The organism is Pseudomonas asiatica, assembly GCF_040214835.1.
In the GTDB taxonomy this organism is placed as follows: Bacteria; Pseudomonadota; Gammaproteobacteria; order Pseudomonadales; family Pseudomonadaceae; genus Aquipseudomonas; species Aquipseudomonas putida_Z.
In genome coordinates this window covers 1,192,803-1,212,727 of sequence record NZ_CP157874.1, presented here as the reverse complement: position 1 = coordinate 1,212,727, position 19,925 = coordinate 1,192,803, and the positions used below count along the sequence as shown (strand labels likewise).

At 65.2% G+C, this 19,925-nt stretch carries 17 protein-coding genes; 5 read left to right on the top strand and 12 right to left on the bottom strand.

Annotated elements, in window-relative coordinates; translation table 11 throughout:
• Positions 1-72 precede the first annotated feature (72 nt).
• From ABNP31_RS05565 to ABNP31_RS05510, 12 genes are all read right to left on the bottom strand, one after another.
• On the bottom strand, positions 73-621 hold the full coding sequence (locus ABNP31_RS05565; RefSeq protein WP_003258915.1) for a hypothetical protein: 549 nt from the start codon (positions 619-621) through the stop codon (positions 73-75).
• Between the two features lie 29 nt (positions 622-650).
• A complete protein-coding gene (locus tag ABNP31_RS05560) occupies positions 651-1,355 on the bottom strand; it encodes a TetR/AcrR family transcriptional regulator (protein WP_025337938.1) in 705 nt (234 codons plus the stop codon).
• A 205-nt stretch (positions 1,356-1,560) separates the two neighbouring features.
• Positions 1,561-3,063, bottom strand: a complete 1,503-nt coding sequence (gene lysS / locus ABNP31_RS05555) for a lysine--tRNA ligase (RefSeq protein WP_013971217.1) — start codon at positions 3,061-3,063, stop codon at positions 1,561-1,563.
• 93 nt (positions 3,064-3,156) lie between these two features.
• Positions 3,157-4,252, bottom strand: a protein-coding gene (gene prfB / locus ABNP31_RS05550; RefSeq protein WP_108480361.1) for a peptide chain release factor 2 whose coding sequence is annotated in 2 segments (ribosomal slippage) — positions 3,157-4,179 and positions 4,181-4,252 — 1,095 coding nt in all. Because the reading frame shifts where the segments join, the coding sequence is not laid out codon by codon here.
• A 237-nt stretch (positions 4,253-4,489) separates the two neighbouring features.
• Positions 4,490-5,494, bottom strand: a complete 1,005-nt coding sequence (wspR, locus tag ABNP31_RS05545; RefSeq protein WP_025337936.1) for a Wsp signal transduction system regulator diguanylate cyclase WspR — start codon at positions 5,492-5,494, stop codon at positions 4,490-4,492.
• Positions 5,495-5,545: 51 nt separating this feature from the next.
• Positions 5,546-6,559 carry a Wsp signal transduction system protein-glutamate methylesterase WspF gene (wspF, locus tag ABNP31_RS05540; RefSeq protein ID WP_025337935.1) on the bottom strand — a complete coding sequence of 338 codons (1,014 nt, stop codon included), beginning with the start codon at positions 6,557-6,559 and terminating at the stop codon, positions 5,546-5,548.
• The gene (locus ABNP31_RS05535; RefSeq protein ID WP_350013077.1) at positions 6,556-8,859 is read right to left on the bottom strand and encodes a hybrid sensor histidine kinase/response regulator; all 2,304 of its coding nucleotides are present in this window, start codon (positions 8,857-8,859) and stop codon (positions 6,556-6,558) included. Before ABNP31_RS05535 ends, wspF begins: the two co-directional genes overlap by 4 nt.
• Positions 8,856-9,518 carry a chemotaxis protein CheW gene (locus ABNP31_RS05530; protein WP_084785060.1) on the bottom strand — a complete coding sequence of 221 codons (663 nt, stop codon included), beginning with the start codon at positions 9,516-9,518 and terminating at the stop codon, positions 8,856-8,858. The genes ABNP31_RS05535 and ABNP31_RS05530 overlap by 4 nt, the downstream gene beginning before the upstream one ends.
• Positions 9,515-10,789, bottom strand: coding sequence for a CheR family methyltransferase (locus ABNP31_RS05525; protein ID WP_085664576.1), 1,275 nt, complete (start codon positions 10,787-10,789; stop codon positions 9,515-9,517). The genes ABNP31_RS05530 and ABNP31_RS05525 overlap by 4 nt, the downstream gene beginning before the upstream one ends.
• Positions 10,786-11,292 (bottom strand): chemotaxis protein CheW, encoded by a 507-nt coding sequence (locus ABNP31_RS05520; RefSeq protein ID WP_350013076.1) that lies wholly within the window; start codon positions 11,290-11,292, stop codon positions 10,786-10,788. Before ABNP31_RS05520 ends, ABNP31_RS05525 begins: the two co-directional genes overlap by 4 nt.
• A gap of 5 nt (positions 11,293-11,297) precedes the next feature.
• Positions 11,298-12,920: a methyl-accepting chemotaxis protein gene (locus ABNP31_RS05515; protein ID WP_085587625.1), complete on the bottom strand. Its 1,623-nt coding sequence runs from the start codon at positions 12,918-12,920 to the stop codon at positions 11,298-11,300.
• A gap of 256 nt (positions 12,921-13,176) precedes the next feature.
• On the bottom strand, positions 13,177-13,869 hold the full coding sequence (locus ABNP31_RS05510) for a tellurite resistance TerB family protein (RefSeq protein WP_075043955.1): 693 nt from the start codon (positions 13,867-13,869) through the stop codon (positions 13,177-13,179).
• A 216-nt stretch (positions 13,870-14,085) separates the two neighbouring features.
• On the opposite strand from ABNP31_RS05510, the gene ydcS reads away from it, so the two are divergent.
• The 5 genes from ydcS to ABNP31_RS05485 all read left to right on the top strand — a co-directional run bounded on the left by ydcS (position 14,086) and on the right by ABNP31_RS05485 (position 19,572).
• Positions 14,086-15,237 carry a putative ABC transporter substrate-binding protein YdcS gene (gene ydcS, locus ABNP31_RS05505; RefSeq protein ID WP_085664575.1) on the top strand — a complete coding sequence of 384 codons (1,152 nt, stop codon included), beginning with the start codon at positions 14,086-14,088 and terminating at the stop codon, positions 15,235-15,237.
• Between the two features lie 152 nt (positions 15,238-15,389).
• The gene (locus ABNP31_RS05500; RefSeq protein ID WP_238067338.1) at positions 15,390-16,421 is read left to right on the top strand and encodes an ABC transporter ATP-binding protein; all 1,032 of its coding nucleotides are present in this window, start codon (positions 15,390-15,392) and stop codon (positions 16,419-16,421) included.
• A gap of 1 nt (position 16,422) precedes the next feature.
• Positions 16,423-17,334 (top strand): ABC transporter permease, encoded by a 912-nt coding sequence (locus ABNP31_RS05495; RefSeq protein ID WP_350013075.1) that lies wholly within the window; start codon positions 16,423-16,425, stop codon positions 17,332-17,334.
• A complete protein-coding gene (locus ABNP31_RS05490) occupies positions 17,324-18,130 on the top strand; it encodes an ABC transporter permease (RefSeq protein WP_025337926.1) in 807 nt (268 codons plus the stop codon). Before ABNP31_RS05495 ends, ABNP31_RS05490 begins: the two co-directional genes overlap by 11 nt.
• 17 nt (positions 18,131-18,147) lie before the next feature.
• Positions 18,148-19,572, top strand: coding sequence for a gamma-aminobutyraldehyde dehydrogenase (locus ABNP31_RS05485; RefSeq protein WP_085664571.1), 1,425 nt, complete (start codon positions 18,148-18,150; stop codon positions 19,570-19,572).
• Positions 19,573-19,925 lie beyond the last annotated feature (353 nt).

Below are 19,925 nucleotides of genomic sequence, written 5' to 3'. Positions count from 1 at the left end.
AGGTACTGCATCAGGCTCGAAACCGGTGCGGTCCCTGTGGGAGCGGCTTCAGCCGCGAAGAAGCCAGCACGGTCATTTGCCGGAGCGCTGGAACCGCGCCACTTCAACGAACAGGTCGGAGTTGGCCGGGTCGTCCAGATACGCCAGCACCCGCGCCGACGGGCTGTCGATCAGCACGCCGTCGCCGTTGTCCTCCGGCACCTCGGTGCTGCGCCCGGTCAGCTCCTTCTTGTCCACCGCCTGCTGCACCTGCTCGACATCCAGGTTGTAGACCACCAGTTCCTTGCCATCGACGATATCGAAACCGCCGATCAGGAAGTTGCCACCCAGGCGCTTCGGCACGCCAGCCGACAGGTACCAGCGGTTGCCGTGGCGCGACACGGTGAACACGTATTCCTCGGGGGCCTTGCCCTTGGCCGTGGCCACTGCCTTGTAGGCATCGCCACCGCTACGGCTGATCACCAGCTTCAGCGGCTCGCCCCAGGCGTCCTTGCTGCTCCACTTGCCGAGCAGGGCCTTGGGCGCCGCCTGGTTGCTCGGCAAGGGCTCGTGGAAGGTCACCAGACAACCGCCCAGCAGCAGGAATGACAAAGTCAACAACACCACACGCCAGGCTTTCATCAGGTTCTCCTTGAAAAGTCGGTCTCGGCTCAGGCCGATGCCAGCACCAGCTGCAGGTATCGGCTAAGCATAGCGAGCATCTGCCCATCGGCTTGCGCGTTCGCATCCTTGAGCAGGCCCTGATATTCCATCTGCTCGATAATCGCCGTCAACATTTGGGCGTCCTGTTCCGGTTGCTGCGAGCCCACCACCTGCAGCAATTGGCGGGTGCCATGCAGCAGGATCTGTTCATGGGCGCACACCAGTTGAGCCAGGCGCGGGCACAGCAGCGCCTCCTGGCGGAAGGCCTGCTCGGCCATCAGGAAGTCGCGGCGGTTCAACAGTTGCCGCTGCACGTAGTCGGCTGTCATGCGCGCCACCTCGTCAGCCAGGCGTGCCCGCGCCTGCGGGCTGCCGTCACCCTCGGCCAGCAACTGGCGCAACACCACCTCGGTATTGGCCCACAGCTTGGCCATGTAGGCGGCGCTGCGTTCGACGTACTGGGCGAAGGTATCGGTGAGCAGGTCCTCGATGTCCTTGAAGTAGTAGGTGGTGGCCGACAGTGGCACACCGGCCTCGGCGGCGACGGCGCGATGGCGCACACCGCGTACGCCATCGCGCACGACAATGCGCATGGCGGCGTCGAGGATCAGTTGGCGACGCTGCTCGCTGCCCTGGCGGGCAGTCTTGCGGCCTTGGTATTGCACGCTTTCGGCGACGGCGGTGGCGATGCCGGCGGCGCCCTGGTGAGGCATTGCGGGTGTCACGGGGTGTACCTCATGGACAGTGTTTCGTCAGTGCCGGCCTCTTCGCGGCTAAAGCCGCTCCCACAGGGACCGCACCAGCCTGAGGGTAGTGGGGTCCCAGTGGGAGCGGCTTTAGCCGCGAAAGGGCCGGTACAGGCAATTCAAGTGTACGGGCAAGAAAAAGCCGCCTCGAAAGGCGGCTCATTCAATTCACTCAGGCCTGCGGACGCATGTGCGGGAACAGGATCACGTCGCGGATCGACGGCGAGTTGGTCAGCAGCATCACCAGGCGGTCGATGCCGATGCCTTCACCTGCAGTCGGCGGCATGCCGTACTCCAGGGCGCGAACGAAGTCGGCGTCGTAGTGCATGGCTTCGTCGTCACCGGCGTCCTTCTCGGCCACCTGGGCCAGGAAGCGCTCGGCCTGGTCTTCGGCATCATTGAGCTCGGAGTAGGCGTTGGCGATCTCGCGGCCACCGATGAACAGCTCGAAACGGTCGGTAACAGCCGGGTTGTCGTCGTTGCGACGGGCCAGCGGCGACACTTCGAACGGGTACTCGGTGATGAAGTGCGGCTGCTCCAGCTTGTGCTCGACCAGCTCTTCGAAAATCATCACCTGCAGCTTGCCCAGGCCTTCGTGGCCCAGCACCTTGGCACCGGCCTTTTTGGCGATGTCGCGGGCGCGGTCGACGTCCTGCAGGTCGGCAGCGGTCAGCTCCGGGTTGTACTTGAGGATCGAGTCGAATACCGACAGGCGGGCGAACGGCTCGCCGAAGTGGAACACCTTGTCGCCGTACGGCACGTCGGTAGTGCCCAGTACCAGCTGCGCCAGCTCGCGGAACAGTTCCTCGGTGAGGTCCATGTTGTCGCGGTAGTCGGCGTAGGCCTGGTAGAACTCGAGCATGGTGAATTCAGGGTTGTGACGAGTCGAAACGCCTTCGTTACGGAAGTTGCGGTTGATCTCGAACACCTTCTCGAAGCCACCAACCACCAGGCGCTTGAGGTACAGCTCCGGCGCAATGCGCAGGAACATGGCCATGTCCAGGGCGTTGTGGTGGGTTTCGAACGGCTTGGCCGCAGCACCACCCGGGATGGTTTGCAGCATCGGCGTCTCGACTTCGAGGAAGTCGCGCTCGATGAGGAACTTGCGGATGTGCGAGATCACCTGCGAACGCACACGGAAGGTGTGGCGGGTTTCTTCATTGACCATCAGGTCGACGTAACGCTGGCGGTAGCGCTGCTCGGTGTCGGTCAGGCCGTGGTGCTTGTCGGGCAGCGGGCGCAGCGACTTGGTCAGCAGGCGCACGTTGGTCATTTCGACGTACAGGTCGCCCTTGCCGGAACGGGCCAGGGTGCCTTCGGCGCTGATGATGTCGCCCAGGTCCCAGGTCTTGACCGCGGCCAGGGTTTCTTCCGGCAGGGTCTTGCGGTTGACGTAGACCTGGATACGGCCAGTCATGTCCTGAATGACCATGAACGAGCCGCGGTTGAGCATGATGCGGCCGGCAACCTTGACCGGAATCGCTGCAGCTTCCAGTTCTTCCTTGGTCTTGTCCGCATACTGCTTCTGCAGGTCGTTGCAGTAGCTGTCGCGACGGAAGTCATTGGGGAAGGCATTGCCCTTGGCGCGCTCGGCGGCAAGCTTTTCCTTGCGCAGGGCGATCAGGGCGTTTTCTTCCTGTTGCAGGTCTTGCGCTTCGGTCTTGAGGTCGCTCATTTCGTCATTCTTTCCATCAGGTGTTCGGTGCCCCTTTCGGGCAGGGCACGCGATACCGGACCCAGGCCAGGTACCGCGGCGGTTGTGTGCGGTTTACAGCCCCTGCTTGAGGCTCGCTTCCAGGTACTGGTCGAGGTCGCCGTCCAGCACCTTCTGGCAGTCGCTGCGCTCGACACCGGTACGCAGGTCCTTGATACGCGAGTCATCCAGCACGTAGGAGCGGATCTGGTGGCCCCAGCCGATGTCCGACTTGCTGTCTTCCAGCGCCTGCGAGGCGGCATTGCGCTTCTGCATTTCCAGCTCGTACAACTTGGCCCGCAGCATTTTCATGGCGGTGTCCTTGTTGGCGTGCTGGGAGCGTTCGTTCTGGCAAGCCACCACGGTGTTGGTCGGTACGTGGGTAATACGCACCGCCGAGTCGGTGGTGTTCACGTGCTGACCACCGGCACCGGAGGAACGGTAGGTGTCGATACGCAGGTCGGCCGGGTTGATCTCGATCTCGACCTTGTCGTCGATCTCGGGCGACACGAACACCGCCGAGAACGAGGTGTGGCGACGGGCACCGGAGTCGAACGGGCTCTTGCGTACCAGGCGGTGCACGCCGATCTCGGTGCGCAGCCAGCCGAAGGCGTACTCGCCCTTGATATGCACGGTAGCGCCCTTGATGCCGGCGACTTCACCTTCGGAAAGCTCGATGATGGTGGCATCGAAACCACGCTTGTCGGCCCAGCGCAGGTACATGCGCAGCAGGATGTTGGCCCAGTCCTGCGCCTCGGTACCACCGGAGCCGGCCTGGATGTCCAGGTAGGCGTTGTTCATGTCCATCTCGCCGCTGAACATGCGACGGAACTCGAGCTGGGCCAGTTTTTCTTCCAGGCCTTCCAGTTCGGTCACGACGTCGCCGACGGCGCCTTCGTCATTTTCCTCGACGGCCATGTCGAGCAGGTCCTGGCAGTCGGCCAGGCCACCGGACAGCTTGTCCAGGGTCTCGACGACCTGTGCCAGCATGGCACGCTCGCGGCCCAGGGCCTGGGCGTACTCGGGCTTGTTCCAGACGTTGGGGTCTTCCAGCTCGCGGTTGACTTCGATCAGGCGGTCATGCTTGTGATCGTAGTCAAAGATACCCCCGAATGGACTGGGAACGCTCGGTGAGGTCCTTGATGGTGTTCAGGATCGGTTGGATTTCCATGGGCTGGCTACTCGCACGAATTCGGTGAAAAGCCTGCGAGTATAACCGAGTCCGCCGCAGGGCGGCAGACCCGCCGGGCGCCCGAATGGCCGCAATTACTCGTGTAGGAGCGGCCTTGTGTCGCGATGGGGCGCGCAGCGGCCCCGGAATTCAGCTTCGCAGCAGATACTGCAAGGGGCCGCTGCGCGCCCCATCGCGACACAAGGCCGCTCCTACAAGGGTACGGTGCAGGCCCTGTCAGGCGATACCAACCTGGTTGCGCCCGCCATTCTTGGCCTGGTACAGGCCTTTGTCCGCAGCCGAGATCAGTTGCCGGCTATGGCTGCCGATGGACGGAGTCTGGGTGGCCAGGCCAATGCTCACGGTCAGATACGAGTCGGGCACCGGCGCGGTGTGCGGGATGCCCAGGCCGAGCACGGTCTGGCGCAGCTTCTCGGCCACCAGGCGTGCCCCGCCCGGCGAGGTGTTGGGCAATACCAGGACGAATTCCTCGCCACCATAGCGCGCCGGCAGGTCGGTCGGCCGCGAGCACGAGCCGCGGATCGCCTCGGCCACCTGGCGCAAGGCCTCGTCACCGGCCAGGTGGCCAAAGCTGTCGTTGTAGGCCTTGAAATAGTCCACGTCGATCATCAGCAGCGACAATTGCTGCTGCTCACGCATGGCCCGGCGCCATTCCAGTTCCAGGTACTCGTCGAAGTGGCGGCGGTTGGACAACCCGGTCAGGCCATCGGAGTTCATCAGCCGCTGCAGCATCAGGTTGGTATCGAGCAGTTGCTGCTGGCTGACGCGCAGGGCGCGGTAGGCCTCGTCGCGCTGCAACAGGGTAAGGTAGGAACGCGAGTGATAGCGGATGCGCGCCACCAGCTCGATGGTGTCCGGCAGCTTGACCAGGTAATCGTTGGCCCCGGCAGCAAAGGCCGCGCTCTTGACCAGCGGGTCTTCCTTGGTCGACAGGACGATGATCGGGATATCCTGGGTCGCCGGGTTGTTGCGGTATTCACGCACCAGGGTCAGCCCGTCCAGGCCAGGCATGATCAGGTCCTGCAGGATCACCGTGGGCTTGATGCGCACGGCCTGGGCCACCGCCTGGTGCGGGTCGGCGCAGAAGTGGAAGTCGATGTTCTCTTCATGGGCCAGGCCACGCCGCACCGCCTCGCCGATCATGGCCTGGTCGTCGACCAGCAGCACCATCGCCGAGTTCTCGTTGGGGGTCGTGAAACCTTCGATCGGTAAATCATTCATACCTGTTCACCCGATCACTGCCGGCCTGGCGGCGTGATTCAATACACTTCGTCATTTTGCGAAAAATTCCATCAAGCGCCCGGCTATGCGTTCCAGCGGGCGGATTTCCACTGCGGCATCGATGGCCGCAGCGGCCTTGGGCATCCCGTACACCGCACTGCTGGCCTGGTCCTGGGCAATGGTCAGGAAGCCCTGCTGGCGCATCAGCTTCAGGCCCTGGGCACCATCGCGGCCCATGCCGGTAAGCAACACGCCCACCGCATCGCCGGTCCAATAGCGCGCCACACTCTCGAAGAACACATCGATCGAGGGCCGGTAAATTTCATTGACAGGTTCGGCAGTGTAGGCCAGTTGGCCGTTCTGTAGCAGGCGGATGTGGTGATTGGTGCCGGCCAGCAACACCTGCCCCGGCTGCGGCGGCTCGCCTTCCCGGGCCAGGCGCACCGGCAGCCCGGCAGCGCTGCTGAGCCATTCGGCCATGCCCGCGGCAAACACCTGGTCCACATGCTGGACCAGCACGATGGCCGCCGGAAATGCCGCCGGCAGGCCCTGCAGCAACACTTCCAGCGCCGCCGGGCCACCTGCCGACGAGCCGATCGCCACCAGGCCGCGGCGCTGGGAAGCCTCGCGCAGCGGCGTGGCCACCGGGCGGGCGGCAGGCGAACGTTGCTGGCCGATCAGCCAGCCGATATTGAGGATTTTGCGCAGCAGTGGCGCCGCCGCTTCACGGGGATCGCCCGCGCCCAGCGCCGGCGTGTCTACCACGTCGAGTGCGCCGTAGCCCATGGCCTCGAACACCCGGTGCACGTTCTGCTTGCGGTCGACCGTGACGATGACGATGGCGCATGGGGTTTCGGCCATGATCCGCCGGGTGGCCTCGACGCCATCCATGACCGGCATTATCAGGTCCATGAGGATCAGGTCTGGCTGCTGCTCGGTGCAGCGCTGCACCGCCTCGGCGCCATTGCTGGCCACCCATACCACCTCGTGCGCCGGCTCCAGGGCGACCGCCCGGCGCAGCGCCTCCACGGCCATGGGCATGTCGTTGACGATGGCGATCTTCATCCCTGAGCACCTCCGATCAGCTCAACCACAGCATCCAGCAACGCATCGTCATGGAAACTGGCCTTTGCCAAATAGTAGTCGGCGCCGGCATCCAGGCCACGCCGTCGGTCTTCCTCACGGTCCTTGTAGGACACCACCATCACCGGCAGCGATTGCAGGCGCTGGTCGCGGCGCACCAGGGTGACCAGCTCGATGCCGTCCATGCGCGGCATGTCGATGTCGGTGATCAGCAGGTCGAAGTCCTCGCCACGCAAGGCGTTCCAGCCGTCCATGCCATCCACCGCCACGGCCACGTCGTAGCCACGGTTGCCAAGCAGCTTGCGCTGCAGTTCTCGCACGGTCAGCGAATCGTCGACCACCAGGATGCGCTGGCGCGCCACGCCACGGGCGCCGCTGCTGCCGCGCTCGATGCGTTCCAGGCTGCCGGTGCTGAGCAGTTTCTCCACCGAGCGCAGCAGGTCCTCGACATCGACGATCAGCACCACCGAGCCATCGTCGAGCAAGGCGCCGGAAGAAATGTCCTGCACCTTGCCCAGCCGTGGGTCGAGCGGCATCACCACCAGGACCCGCTCGCCCACCAGCCGCTCCACGGCCACGCCGTACAGTTGCTCGCGCTCGCGGATCACCACTACCCGCAGGCTGCTCTCCTGCGATTGCCCGGCCGGGCGGTTGAGCAGTTGGCTGGCCGCCACCAGGCCGATGTGCCGGCCTTCGTGCCAGAAGTGCTGGCGCCCCTCGATCTGCACGATCTCTTCGGCGCTCACTTCCAGCGTGCGTTCGATATGAGCGAGCGGGAAGGCATAGGCCTCGCCGCCCACCTCGACCACCAGGCTGCGCACCACCGACAGGGTCAGTGGCACCTGCAGGTGGAAACGGCAGCCCTGCCCGGCCAGCTGGGTCAGCTCGATAGAACCGCGCAGTTCACGGATCATGTGCTGCACCGCATCCAGGCCCACGCCGCGCCCGGACACCTCGGTGACTTTGTCGCGCAGGCTGAAACCGGGCAAGAACAGGAACGTCAGCAACTCTGCCTCGCTCATCCGCGCCACCGTGTCGGCGGGCGACAGGGCACGCCCGACAATGCTGCTGCGCAGGCGCTCGAGGTCGATGCCGGCACCGTCGTCGATCAGTTCCAGGCTGAGCATTCCGGCCTGGTGCGAGGCCCGCAGGCGGATAACCCCCTCCTCCGCCTTGCCCGCCAGCAGGCGCCGCTCGGGCAGCTCGATGCCGTGGTCGACCGCATTGCGCAACAGGTGGGTCAGCGGTGCTTCGAGCTTTTCCAGCACATCGCGGTCGACCTGGGTCTTGTCACCTTCCACCAGCAGCCGCACCGGCTTGCCCAGCGAACGGCCAAGGTCGCGCACCATGCGGCTCTGGCCGGTCAGCACATCGGCAAACGGCCGCATCCGGCAGGCCAGCGCGGTGTCGTACAGCAGTTGTGCGCGCTGGCTGGCCTGCCAGCCGAACTCGTCCAGGTCGGCAGCCTGCTGCTGCAGGATCTGCTGGGTTTCCGCCAGCAGGCGCTGGGTCTGTGCCAGGGCTTCGAGCACCTCGCTGCTCTGGCCACTGTCCTCCAGTTGCATGCGCAGGCCATCAAGCGCCTGCATGCCCTGGCCGTGCATGCGCTTGAGGCGCTGCAGGGTGGCCAGGTAAGGCTTGAGCCGCTGGGTTTCCACCAGCGACTTGCTGGACAAGTCGAGCAGGCTGTTGAGGCGGTCGGCGGTGACCCGCAGCACCCGCTCCGTACCTTCGCCGGTGCGCTTGCCGGCCTTGCGACGTGGGGCCTGCTCGGGCTCGGGCTCAGGCTCCAAGGGTTCGACAGGCAGCGGCAAAGGTTCGGCTTGCACGGTTTGCACCGGCGCTTCCGGCAGCGCTGGCACGGCTGGTGGCGCGGGGGGCACGGCTGCCGCCCCCGGGTCGAGCAGGTTGGCCATTTGCGCAAGGAACACCGGCAGGGTCGCCTGCGCCCCGGCATCGCCAGGCGTGGCGATGCGCATCAACAGGTCAGTGCCCTGCAACAGGGCATCGATATGCTCGGCGCTCAGCCGCAGGCGGCCCTCCTGGGCGGCCACCAGGCAGTCTTCCATGACGTGGGCGACGCTGACGCCAGCGTCCACCCCGACAATCCGCGCCGCGCCCTTCAGCGAATGGGCCGCGCGCATGCAAGCCTCGAGCTGGTCGGCCTGCGTGGGATTACGCTCCAGCGCCATCAGGCCGACGCTGAGCACCTGGGTCTGCGCCTCGGCCTCCAGGCTGAACAGTTCGAGCAACGATGCGTCGCGCATTTGCTCTGGGGTCATGACAGGCTCCGCTGCACGGCAGACAGTAAGTGTTGATCGTCCAGCACCCGCACGCTGCGGCCACGCCATTGCAGGACCGCTGCGGTGAAGTGGGAGGCGTCCTGGCCGCTGCCCAGCAGCAGCGGGTCGAGCCGGTGAATGCCGTCGATTTCCTCGACCGCCATCACCACCGGCCCGCCATCCGCGGCCAGGATCAGCATGCGTGGCATCGCCCGGCCGCCACGTTGCTCGGCAGCGCTGGCCTGCACACCCAGCAGGTCGGCCAGTGACAGGCACGGCACCAGCGCACCGCGCACGTTGGCCACCCCCTGCAACACCCGCGAGCGCTGGTGCGGCAGCGAATGCACCGCCTGCAGCGGGGCAATTTCGGCCAGGCAGGCGGTGGCCAGCGCCAGCCACTCTTCGCCCAGGCGGAACAGCAGCATGGAGCGGCCGGTGTTTTCCTCGACCGGTGGCGCCACGGCAGCCTGGTGGTCCTGCATCAACGCGTAGCGGTCGAGCAGGCGTGTGGCTGCTGCGGCATATACCTCGCAGTTACGGCAGTGAACGTGACGCTCCAGCAGCGGGCACTGCTTGTCGCCGTGCACGCCAATGCGGTTCCAGCAGTCGTCGATGTGCGCGTCATCCTCGGCGAGCAATTGCATCGCGGATTCCTTCATCGTTCAGACTCCCTGCCAACCCGTGCGGCGCGCTCCTGCAGGCGCCGGGCACCGGCCAGGTCACCCTGGGCCGCCAGCAAGGCCGCCAGGTGCACCAGCGCCTCGGGGTGCTGCGGTTCCAGGTACAGGGCTTTGCGATAGTGGGTCAGTGCCTGCTGCGCATCGCCTTCGGTATCGCTGAGCAGCCCCAGCCAGTAGTAAACCTGCGCCGAAGGCGCGAACTGGCCCAGGTAGCGCTGGCATTCGGCACGGGCCTGCTCGCTGGCGCCGGCATTGGCAAGCCGGGCAATGCTGGCCAGCAACTCGCTTGCCTCCTCGCGCTTGTGCTCGCGCGCCGGCGCTGGCTTGGCGGCCACGGGCAGCACCCGCAGTGGGCGCGGCGACGCTGCGCTCGGTAACGGATAGCCTGGCTTGGCCGGTGCTGGCGATGTGCGCCGCAAGGGCTGGACCGGGGGCGTAGCCAACGCAGCGCCGCCACCCTCCTGGCGCACATAGGCGAACGACTGGGCAATCCCCAGCGGGCGCATGCCCAATCGCGCCAGCAAGCTGCCTTCGGCCGGGCCGATGAACAGCACACCCTGTGGGTGCAACAAGCGCTTGAGCACTTCGAACACCCGTTGTTGGGTCGGCACGTCGAAATAGATCAGCAGGTTGCGGCAGAACACGAAGTCGTACAGGCCATCGCGGCTGGCCAGCGCCGGGTCGAGCACATTGCCCACCTGCAGGCTGACTTGCTCGCGCACCCGCTCATGCAGGAGGTGGCCTTCGTCGAGGGCATCGAAGTAACGCTCGCGAAAGCCCAGGTCGCTGCCACGGAAGGCATTGCGCCCGTACACCGCCTGCCCGGCCTTGGCCACGGAACTGGGGCTGATGTCCATGCCGTCGATCATGAACGCCCCCGGCGCGATACCGGCATCGAGCAAGGCCATGGCCAGCGAATAGGGTTCCTCGCCGGTCGAGCAAGGCAGGCTGAGCAAACGCAGCGGGCGCGCCCCGGCCAGCTCGGCCAGGCGCTTGTGCGCCAGGCTGGCCAAGGCGGTGAAGGATTCGGGGTAACGGAAGAACCAGGTTTCCGGGACGATGACCGCTTCGATCAGCGCCTGTTGCTCATCCATCGACTGCTGCAGGTGCAGCCAGTAATCATCCAGGTCCGCAGCGTTCACGGCCACACAGCGCTGGCGCAGCGCACGCTCGACCATGGGCGCGCCCACCGATTCCACGTCCAGGCCGATGCGTTCGCGCAGGAAGCGGAAAAAATGCTGTTCGTTCATGTCGGCATCCCTGTCGGATCATCCGCGTACAGCAACTCGTGCACGGCATCGGGCAGCAGGTCGTTGACTTCGATGCGCTGCAACAAGCCCTGCTCATCCTGACGCACCGGCCCCAGGTACGGGGCTTCACCGCTGTCCACGCCATACGGCTGGAACTCGTCGGGGTGGCAACGCAGGGTTTCGGTGGCCTGCTCCAGGATCAGGCCAAGCTGCAGGCCACCTCGGTAGTGCACCAGCACCAGGCGGGTACTGGTGCGCTGCGCCGCCGGCTGGCCGAAGCTCAATGCCGCCAGGTCGACCACCGGTACCAGCAGGCCCCGGTGTGCAAGGATGCCTGCGACCCAGGCAGGCGCCTTGGCGATCGGCTTGAGCGGCTGGCGCGGCAGCACCTCGATCACCTCGTGCACGCTCAGGGCAAAGCGTTGCTCCCGGATGCGAAACTGCAGGTACAACGCCCCCTTGGCGTTGACCGCCCGCACGGCGCGCGGTTGCAAGTCGTTCATCGCAGTCAGACTTTGAAGCGCGACACGCCGCCACGCAGGCCAGCGGCCACCTGGCTCAGCTCATCGATGGCGAAACTGGCCTGGCGCAGCGATTCGACCGTCTGGGTGCTGGCATCGCTGAGCTGGGCCAGCGCCTGGTTGATCTGCTCGGCACCGGTGGCCTGTGCCTGCATGCCTTCGTTGACCATCAGCACGCGTGGGGCCAGGGCCTGCACCTGGTGAATGATCTGGCTGAGCTGTTCGCCCACCTGCTGCACTTCGAACATGCCGCGGCGCACTTCTTCGGAAAACTTGTCCATGCCCATGACCCCGGCCGACACCGCCGACTGGATCTCGCGCACCATCTGCTCGATATCGTAGGTGGCCACGGCGGTCTGGTCGGCCAGGCGGCGCACTTCGGTGGCTACCACGGCAAAGCCGCGGCCGTACTCGCCGGCCTTTTCCGCTTCGATGGCAGCGTTGAGCGACAGCAGGTTGGTCTGGTCGGCGACCTTGACGATGGTCACCACCATCTGGGTGATGTTGCTGGCCTTTTCGTTGAGGATGCCCAGCTTGGCGTTGACCAGGTCGGCGGCGCCCATCACCTGGTGCATGGTTTCTTCCATGCGTGCCAGGCCCTGCTGGCCGGAACCGGCCAGGCTGGAGGCCTGGTCGGCGGCCGAGGTGACTTCGGTCATGGTGCGCACCAGGTCACGCGAAGTGGCGGCGATTTCCCGCGAGGTGGCGCCGATTTCGGTGGTGGTGGCGGCCGTTTCGGTGGCGGTGGCCTGCTGTTGCTTGGAGGTTGCAGCGATTTCGGTCACCGAGGTGGTCACCTGCACCGACGAACGCTGGGCCTGGGCCACCAGGTTGGCCAGGGCCTCGGCCATTTCGTTGAAGCCGCTTTCGATGGCGCCGAATTCGTCCTTGCGGTCCAGGCTCAGGCGCATGCTCAGGTCGCCCGAGCGCAGTTTGTCGAGGGCATGGACAATGCGCTGCATGGGCGCGGTGATGGCGCGCATCAGCAACAGGCCGCAGATACCGGCGGCGATGATCGCCAGCAGCAGCGAAACTATCATGCTGCCCTTGGCCGTGCTTACGGCGCCGACGATCTCGTTGGTGTCGGTGTCGGCGGAGGCGCGGTTGTGCTCGATCACTTCGTTCAGGTGCTTGCGGCCTTCGATCCAGGCCGGGGTGAGCACATCGGTGATCAACCGCTGGGCTTCCGCGTAGTTGCGCTGTCGATAGGCTTCCAGCACCTGGTCGACGATCTTGAGGTAGGCATCTTTCATCTGGATGAAGGTGTCGAAGCGCGCCTGGTCGTCATCGTCCTGAATGGTGCCCTGGTAGCTGTCCATGTGCTCTTTCAGGCGGTCCTGGAAGCTCTTGAACAGCTCTGCGTCGGCCGAAGTGAATTCGCGGTGATTGGACAGCCCCACCAGCTGCTGGCTGGTGACGTAACTGTCGACCCAGGCACTGCGGATCATCGAGCTGTAGTAGAGGCCGGGAATGCTGTCGGTCCCCACTGCCTGCTCGGCGGATGCGATGGTCACCAACCGCGAGTAGGCGGCCACGATCATCAGCAGCATGATGGCGATGATCACGGCGAAACTTGCCAGGATCCGTTGGCGCAAGGTCCAGTTCTTCACATTCAGCCCTCAGGAATTCACAACGAGCGGGAAAAATCGCCGAAGTATAGCCCAGGCGCCCAGTGCTCATGCGGCTGAAATGTGGAGTAACCGGGTAACCTTGCCGACAGACCGGTCATTTGTGCCCAACGCCATTGGGGCCGCTGTGCGGCCCATCGCCGGCAAGCCAGGCTCCCACCTCGACCGCATAACCTCAGGCCATGTGCGATCCCTGTGGGAGCCGGCTTGCCGGCGATGGGCTGCAACGCAGCCCCCATCACTGGCCGGCGGCAAGCCTTGCCTGGCTTTCCAGTTCCTGACGCAGGGCCGGGTCCAGGCGCAGCTGGCGGGCCAGTTCGTCCAGGTAGGCGCGCTCCATGAAGTTTTCCTGGTCGACCATCATCACGCTGGCCAGGTACATCTCGGCGGCCATTTCCGGCGTTTGCGCTGCACGGGCCACTTCGGCCGGGTCCAGCGGCTTGTTCAGCTCGGCATGCAGCCAGTGCTGCAACTCGCGGTCGTTGTCCAGGCGGGTGAATTCGCCCTCGATCAGCGCACGCTCGCGTTCGTCAATATGGCCATCGGACTTGGCAGCCGCCACCAGCGCCCGCAGTACCGCCTGGCTGTGCAGCTCGGCCTGGGCCGGCGGCAGGCGGTCGACGGTCTGTGGCTCGGTGGCGGCCACCTGCTGGCGCGCCTGCCAGTTGCCGTAGGCCTTGTAGGCCAGCACACCGAGCGCGGCCAGGCCGCCATAGGTGAGGGCCTTGCCGCCATATTTGCGGGCCTTCTTGTTGCCCAGCAGCAAGCCCATGGCGCCCGCCGCCAGGGCGCCGCCACCGGCACCGGAAAGCAGGCTGCCAAGGCCGCCGGCACTGGTGCCTGGCTTGCCAGAGCTGCCCTTGCCGGCCTGGCTGGCGAGCAAGTCCTGGCCGGACTTGAGCAACTGGTCGAGCAATCCCCGGGTATTCATCAAACGGTCTCCACGTTGGCCAAGGGAGCCGTCAGGTTAAGCCCTGCCCGCCCGATCGCCATGGGGGGATTTGCTTCCGGATGTTGCATTGGCTGGCAAAAAGCCAACTAGACTCGATATCGCCAATACCGCGCTAACCGCACCACGTTCATGACGATCGCTTCACGGCTTGCTTGATGACTGCCCCGACCAAAATCTCCAAGAAGAGGGAACACCATGTCAGTGCACAAGACCGCATTGCTCGGCGCAACCGCCTGCGCCCTGCTGGCCAACGCCAGCCTGCAGGCTGCCGAACCGCCCAAGGCCCTAGGGCCCGGCGAGGGCCGCCTGGACATCGTCGCCTGGCCCGGCTACATCGAGCGCGGTGAAAGCGACAAGGCCTACGACTGGGTGACCGGCTTCGAGAAGGAAACCGGCTGCAAGGTCAGCGTCAAGACCGCCGCCACCTCGGACGAGATGGTCAGCCTGATGACCAAGGGCGGCTACGACCTGGTCACCGCCTCGGGCGATGCCTCGCTGCGGCTGATCGCGGGCAAGCGGGTACAGCCGATCAACACCGCCTTGATCCCCAACTGGAAGAACATCGACCCACGGCTGCAGAACGGTGGCTGGTACGTGGTCGACAAGCAGGTCTACGGCACCCCTTACCAATGGGGGCCGAACGTGCTGCTGTACAACACCGACGTATTCAAGCAGGCGCCCACCAGCTGGGGCGTGCTGTTCGAGCCGCAGAACCTTCCCGACGGCAAGCCGAACAAGGGCCGCGTGCAGGCCTACGATGGGCCGATCTACATCGCCGATGCGGCGTTGTACCTGAAGGCGGCCAAACCGGAGCTGGGCATCCAGGACCCGTACGAGCTGAGCGAAGCGCAGTACAAGGCCGTGCTGGAGCTGCTGCGCCAGCAGCAACCGCTGATCCACCGCTACTGGCATGACGCCACGGTGCAGATGAGCGACGTGAAGAACGAAGGCGTGGTTGCCTCCAGCTCCTGGGGCTACATGGTCAATGGCCTCAAGGCCGAGAAGCAGCCCGTGGCCTCGACCATTCCCAAGGAAGGCGCGACCGGCTGGGCCGACACCACCATGCTGCACAGCGAGGCCAAGCACCCCAACTGTGCCTACAAATGGATGGACTGGTCGCTGCAGCCGAAAGTACAGGGTGATGTGGCCGCCTGGTTCGGTTCGTTGCCGGCGGTGCCGGCGGCCTGCACCGGCAGCGAGCTGCTGGGGGCCGAGGGCTGCAAGACCAACGGTTTCGACAACTTCGACAAGATCGCCTTCTGGAAAACCCCGCAGGCCCAGGGCGGCAAGTTCGTGCCGTATAGCCGCTGGACCCAGGATTACATTGCGATCATGGGCGGGCGCTGAGGTTGCCTGAATGCCTGTGCCGGCCTCTTCGCGGGTGAACCCGCTCCCACAGGTAAAGCACACCACCCTTACAGGCGGTGATGAACCTGTAGGAGCGGGTTCACCCGCGAAGAGGCCAGCACAGGAGTAAGCCAGTTGTCCGGAGCCTATGCATGCCCCTAGCCGTCCAGTTCACCCAGGTTTCGCGCACCTTCGGCGAGGTCAAGGCCGTCGACCAGGTCAGCATCGACATCATCGATGGCGAATTCTTCTCCATGCTCGGCCCCTCTGGGTCGGGCAAGACCACCTGCCTGCGCCTGATCGCCGGCTTCGAGCAACCCAGCAGCGGTTCGATCCGCATCCACGGCGTCGAGGCTGCCGGCGTACCGCCCTACCAGCGCGACGTCAACACCGTATTCCAGGACTACGCCCTGTTCCCGCACATGAACGTACTGGACAACATCGCCTACGGCCTGAAGGTAAAAGGCGTGGCCAAGGCCGAACGCCACAGCCGCGCTGAAGAAGCCCTGGCGATGGTGGCCCTGGCCGGCTACGGCGCGCGCAAACCGGCGCAGTTGTCCGGGGGCCAGCGCCAACGCGTGGCCCTGGCCCGCGCGCTGGTCAACCGGCCACGGGTACTGCTGCTGGACGAGCCGCTTGGCGCGCTGGACCTGAAGTTGCGCGAACAGATGCAGGGCGAGCTGAAAAAGCTGCAGCGCCAGCTGGGCATCACCTTCATCTTCGTCACCCACGACCAGACCGAGGCGCTGTCGATGTCCGATCGCGTCGCAGTGTTCAACCGCGGCCGTATCGAGCAGGTCGACACCCCGCGCAACCTGTACATGCAGCCGGCCACCACCTTCGTCGCCGAATTCGTCGGCACCTCCAATGTGGTGCGTGGCGAACTGGCCACGTTGCTCAATGGCAGCCCGGCGCCCTTCTCCATCCGCCCCGAACACATCCGCCTCGGCGACCCGGCCACAGCCGGCCAGCACGTCCAGGTCAGCGGCCAGCTGCGCGATATCCAGTACCAGGGCAGTGCCACCCGCTACGAGCTGCAACTGGACAGCGGCCAGCTGCTGGCGGTGAGCCAGGCCAACGACCGCTGGCAGACGCAGGCACAGGCCTGGCAACCCGGGCAACGGGTACAGGCGCACTGGCCCCGCGAAGCCATGACGGTGCTGCAGGAAACCGAGGGCCGCTGACATGAGCACACTGCGCGGCCTGTCCAACCTGCTGTACCGGCGCCCCAACCTGTACCTGGCCCTGCTGCTGATCCCACCGCTGACCTGGTTCGGTGCTATCTACCTGGGCTCGCTGCTGAACCTGCTGTGGCAGGGCTTCTATACCTTCGACGACTTCACCATGGCGGTGACGCCGGACCTGACCCTGGGCAACTTCGCCGCGCTGTTCAACCCGTCGAACTTCGACATCATCCTGCGCACCCTGGGCATGGCGCTGGCAGTGTCGCTGGCCAGTGCGGTGCTTGCCTTCCCCATCGCGTACTACATGGCGCGCTATACCAGCGGCAAGACCAAGGCATTTTTCTACATCGCAGTGATGATGCCGATGTGGGCCAGCTACATCGTCAAGACCTACGCCTGGACCCTGCTGCTGGCCAAGGGCGGCGTGGCCCAGTGGTTCGCCCAGCAACTGCACCTGGATGCCCTGCTGCAAATGGTGCTGACGGTGCCGGGCGTGGGCGGCAGCACGCTGTCGACTTCGCACCTGGGGCGCTTCATGGTGTTCGTGTACATCTGGCTGCCGTTCATGATCCTGCCGATCCAGGCCTCGCTGGAACGCTTGCCGCCATCGCTGCTGCAAGCCTCGGCAGACCTCGGCGCCCGGCCCGGGCAAACCTTCGTGCAGGTGATACTGCCGCTGTCGATCCCGGGCATTGCCGGCGGCTCGATCTTCACCTTCTCGCTGACCCTGGGCGACTTCATCGTGCCGCAGCTGATCGGCCCGCCCGGCTATTTCATCGGCAGCATGGTCTATGCCCAGCAAGGGGCGATCGGCAACATGCCGATGGCCGCCGCGTTCACCCTGGTGCCGATCGTGCTGATCGCGGTGTACCTGTCCATCGTCAAGCGACTGGGGGCCTTCGATGCACTCTGAAAAAGCCTCGACCGGGCTGCGCCTGGCGGCCTGGGGCGGGTTGCTGTTCCTGCACTTCCCGATCCTGATCATCTTCCTGTATGCCTTCAACACCGAAGACGCGGCGTTCAGCTTCCCACCCAAGGGTTTTACCCTGAAGTGGTTCGCCGTGGCCTTCGCCCGGCCCGATGTGCTGGAAGCGATCAAGCTGTCACTGCAAGTGGCCTGCCTGGCCACGCTGATCGCCCTGGTGCTCGGCACGCTGGCTTCGGCGGCGCTGTACCGGCGCAGCTTTTTCGGCAAGGAGAGCATTTCGCTGATGCTGATCCTGCCCATCGCCCTGCCCGGCATCATCACCGGTATCGCCCTGCTCTCGGCGTTCAAGACCTTGGGGATCGAGCCCGGGGTGTTCACCATCGTGGTCGGCCATGCCACGTTCTGCGTGGTGATCGTCTACAACAACGTGATCGCTCGCCTGCGGCGTACTTCGCAGAGCCTGATCGAAGCCTCGATGGACCTGGGCGCCGATGGCTGGCAGACCTTCCGCTACATCATCCTGCCCAACCTCGGCTCGGCGCTGCTGGCCGGTGGCATGCTGGCCTTTGCCCTGTCGTTCGACGAAATCATCGTCACCACCTTCACTGCCGGCCACGAACGCACCCTGCCGATCTGGCTGCTCAACCAGCTCAGCCGCCCGCGCGACGTGCCGGTGACCAACGTGGTCGCCATGCTGGTGATGCTGGTGACCATGCTGCCGATACTTGGCGCCTATTACCTGACCCGTGGCGGCGAAAGCGTCGCGGGCAGCGGCAAATGACCCTGGAGGAGTCCCCGATGCAAACGCAGATGCTAATCAATGGCCAACTGGTCGCTGGCGAAGGCCCGGCCTGGACCGTGCTCAATCCGGCGCTGGGCAGTGCCCTGGCGCAGATCAACGAAGCCAGCGAGGCCCAGGTGGACAGCGCCGTGCGCGCCGCCGACCAGGCCTTCGACAGCTGGTCGCAAACCAGCCCCAAGGAACGCTCGCAAGCCTTGCTGGCACTGGCCGACGCTATCGAAGCCCATGGCGATGAACTGGCCCGACTGGAATCGCAGAACTGCGGCAAGCCGCTGAGCGCTGCGCTGAATGACGAGATCCCGGCAATTGCCGACGTGTTCCGCTACTTCGCCGGTGCGGCGCGCTGCCTGGGCGGCTCGGCAGCTGGCGAGTACCTGCCGGGCCATACTTCGATGATCCGCCGCGACCCGCTGGGCGTGGTGGCCTCGATCGCGCCGTGGAACTACCCGTTGATGATGCTGGCGTGGAAGATCGCCCCGGCCCTGGCTGCCGGCAACACGGTGGTGATCAAGCCCTCCGAGCTGACCCCGCTGACCGCCCTGCGCCTCGGCGAACTGGCCCGGGACCTGCTGCCACCGGGGGTGCTGAACATCCTCTTCGGCCGTGGCCAGACGGTCGGCAACCCGCTGGTCAACCACCCCAAGGTGCGCATGGTGTCGCTGACCGGCTCGATCCCCACCGGCGCTCACATCATCAGCGCCACTGCCGACAGCGTGAAACGCATGCACATGGAACTCGGCGGCAAGGCCCCGGTGCTGGTGTTCGACGATGCCGACATCGATGCCGCCATCGACGGCATCCGTACCTTCGGCTTCTACAACGCCGGCCAGGACTGCACCGCCGCCTGTCGGCTGTACGTGCAGGATGGCATCTACGAGCGTTTCGTCGAACGCCTGGGGGCCGCAGTGGCCAGCCTCAAGCCGGGCCTGCAGGAAGCCGAGGACACCGAACTGGGGCCACTGATCAGTGCCCAGCACCGCGACAAGGTCGCAGGGCTGGTGCAACGGGCCATCGCCCAGCCGCACATTCGCCTGGTTACCGGTGGCAAGGCGATTGATGGCGACGGTTTCTTCTTCGAACCGACCGTACTGGCCGACGCCCTGCAGGACGACGAAATCGTGCGTAATGAAGTGTTCGGCCCGGTAGTGTCGGTGACCCGCTTCAACGACGAAGCGCAGGCGCTGGAATGGGCCAACGACTCCAACTACGGCCTGGCCTCATCGGTATGGACCCGCGACACCGGCCGCGCCCACCGCCTGGCGGCGCGCCTGCAGTATGGCTGCACGTGGGTGAACACCCACTTCATGCTGGTCAGCGAAATGCCCCATGGCGGGCAGAAGCATTCGGGGTATGGCAAGGACATGTCGATGTATGGGCTGGAGGACTACACCTGTGTGCGGCATGTGATGATCAAGCATTGAGGGTAATGCCTGGGCTGAGACCGGCACCTCAGTCCAGGAGCTTTCCTGCAAAGTAGCCAATAGAACAGGAGTAAGTATCAACGCCTGAATTTGCGCGACCTCTGTGGGAGCGGGTTCACCCGCGAACACCGGCAAAGCCGGTGCCATACACCGAGTCGCCTTCTTCGCGGGCATGCCCGCTCCCACAGATACAGCATCGCATTCAAAGGCGGTGCAATACCGTGTAGGAGCGGCCTTGTGTCGCGAAAGGGCCGCAAAGCGGCCCCGGCAATATCAGCGGCGGAGCTAAAAACCTGGGGCCGCTTCGCAGCCCTTTCGCGACACAAGGCCGCTCCTACAACGACCGCGTAATG

What these genes read in the sequence shown, in the direction of transcription:
- ABNP31_RS05565 (WP_003258915.1), bottom strand. Translation starts at nt 621, where the DNA reads ATGAAAGCCTGGCGTGTGGTGTTGTTGACTTTGTCATTCCTGCTGCTG.
- ABNP31_RS05500 (WP_238067338.1), top strand. Translation starts at nt 15,390, where the DNA reads ATGCCCCTAGCCGTCCAGTTCACCCAGGTTTCGCGCACCTTCGGCGAG.
- ABNP31_RS05530 (WP_084785060.1), bottom strand. Translation starts at nt 9,518, where the DNA reads ATGAAGGAATCCGCGATGCAATTGCTCGCCGAGGATGACGCGCACATC.
- ABNP31_RS05495 (WP_350013075.1), top strand. Translation starts at nt 16,423, where the DNA reads ATGAGCACACTGCGCGGCCTGTCCAACCTGCTGTACCGGCGCCCCAAC.
- ABNP31_RS05520 (WP_350013076.1), bottom strand. Translation starts at nt 11,292, where the DNA reads ATGAACGACTTGCAACCGCGCGCCGTGCGGGCGGTCAACGCCAAGGGG.
- ABNP31_RS05490 (WP_025337926.1), top strand. Translation starts at nt 17,324, where the DNA reads ATGCACTCTGAAAAAGCCTCGACCGGGCTGCGCCTGGCGGCCTGGGGC.
- ABNP31_RS05525 (WP_085664576.1), bottom strand. Translation starts at nt 10,789, where the DNA reads ATGAACGAACAGCATTTTTTCCGCTTCCTGCGCGAACGCATCGGCCTG.
- ABNP31_RS05535 (WP_350013077.1), bottom strand. Translation starts at nt 8,859, where the DNA reads ATGACCCCAGAGCAAATGCGCGACGCATCGTTGCTCGAACTGTTCAGC.
- ABNP31_RS05510 (WP_075043955.1), bottom strand. Translation starts at nt 13,869, where the DNA reads ATGAATACCCGGGGATTGCTCGACCAGTTGCTCAAGTCCGGCCAGGAC.
- wspR (WP_025337936.1), bottom strand. Translation starts at nt 5,494, where the DNA reads ATGAATGATTTACCGATCGAAGGTTTCACGACCCCCAACGAGAACTCG.
- lysS (WP_013971217.1), bottom strand. Translation starts at nt 3,063, where the DNA reads ATGAGCGACCTCAAGACCGAAGCGCAAGACCTGCAACAGGAAGAAAAC.
- ydcS (WP_085664575.1), top strand. Translation starts at nt 14,086, where the DNA reads ATGTCAGTGCACAAGACCGCATTGCTCGGCGCAACCGCCTGCGCCCTG.
- ABNP31_RS05485 (WP_085664571.1), top strand. Translation starts at nt 18,148, where the DNA reads ATGCAAACGCAGATGCTAATCAATGGCCAACTGGTCGCTGGCGAAGGC.
- wspF (WP_025337935.1), bottom strand. Translation starts at nt 6,559, where the DNA reads ATGAAGATCGCCATCGTCAACGACATGCCCATGGCCGTGGAGGCGCTG.
- ABNP31_RS05560 (WP_025337938.1), bottom strand. Translation starts at nt 1,355, where the DNA reads ATGCCTCACCAGGGCGCCGCCGGCATCGCCACCGCCGTCGCCGAAAGC.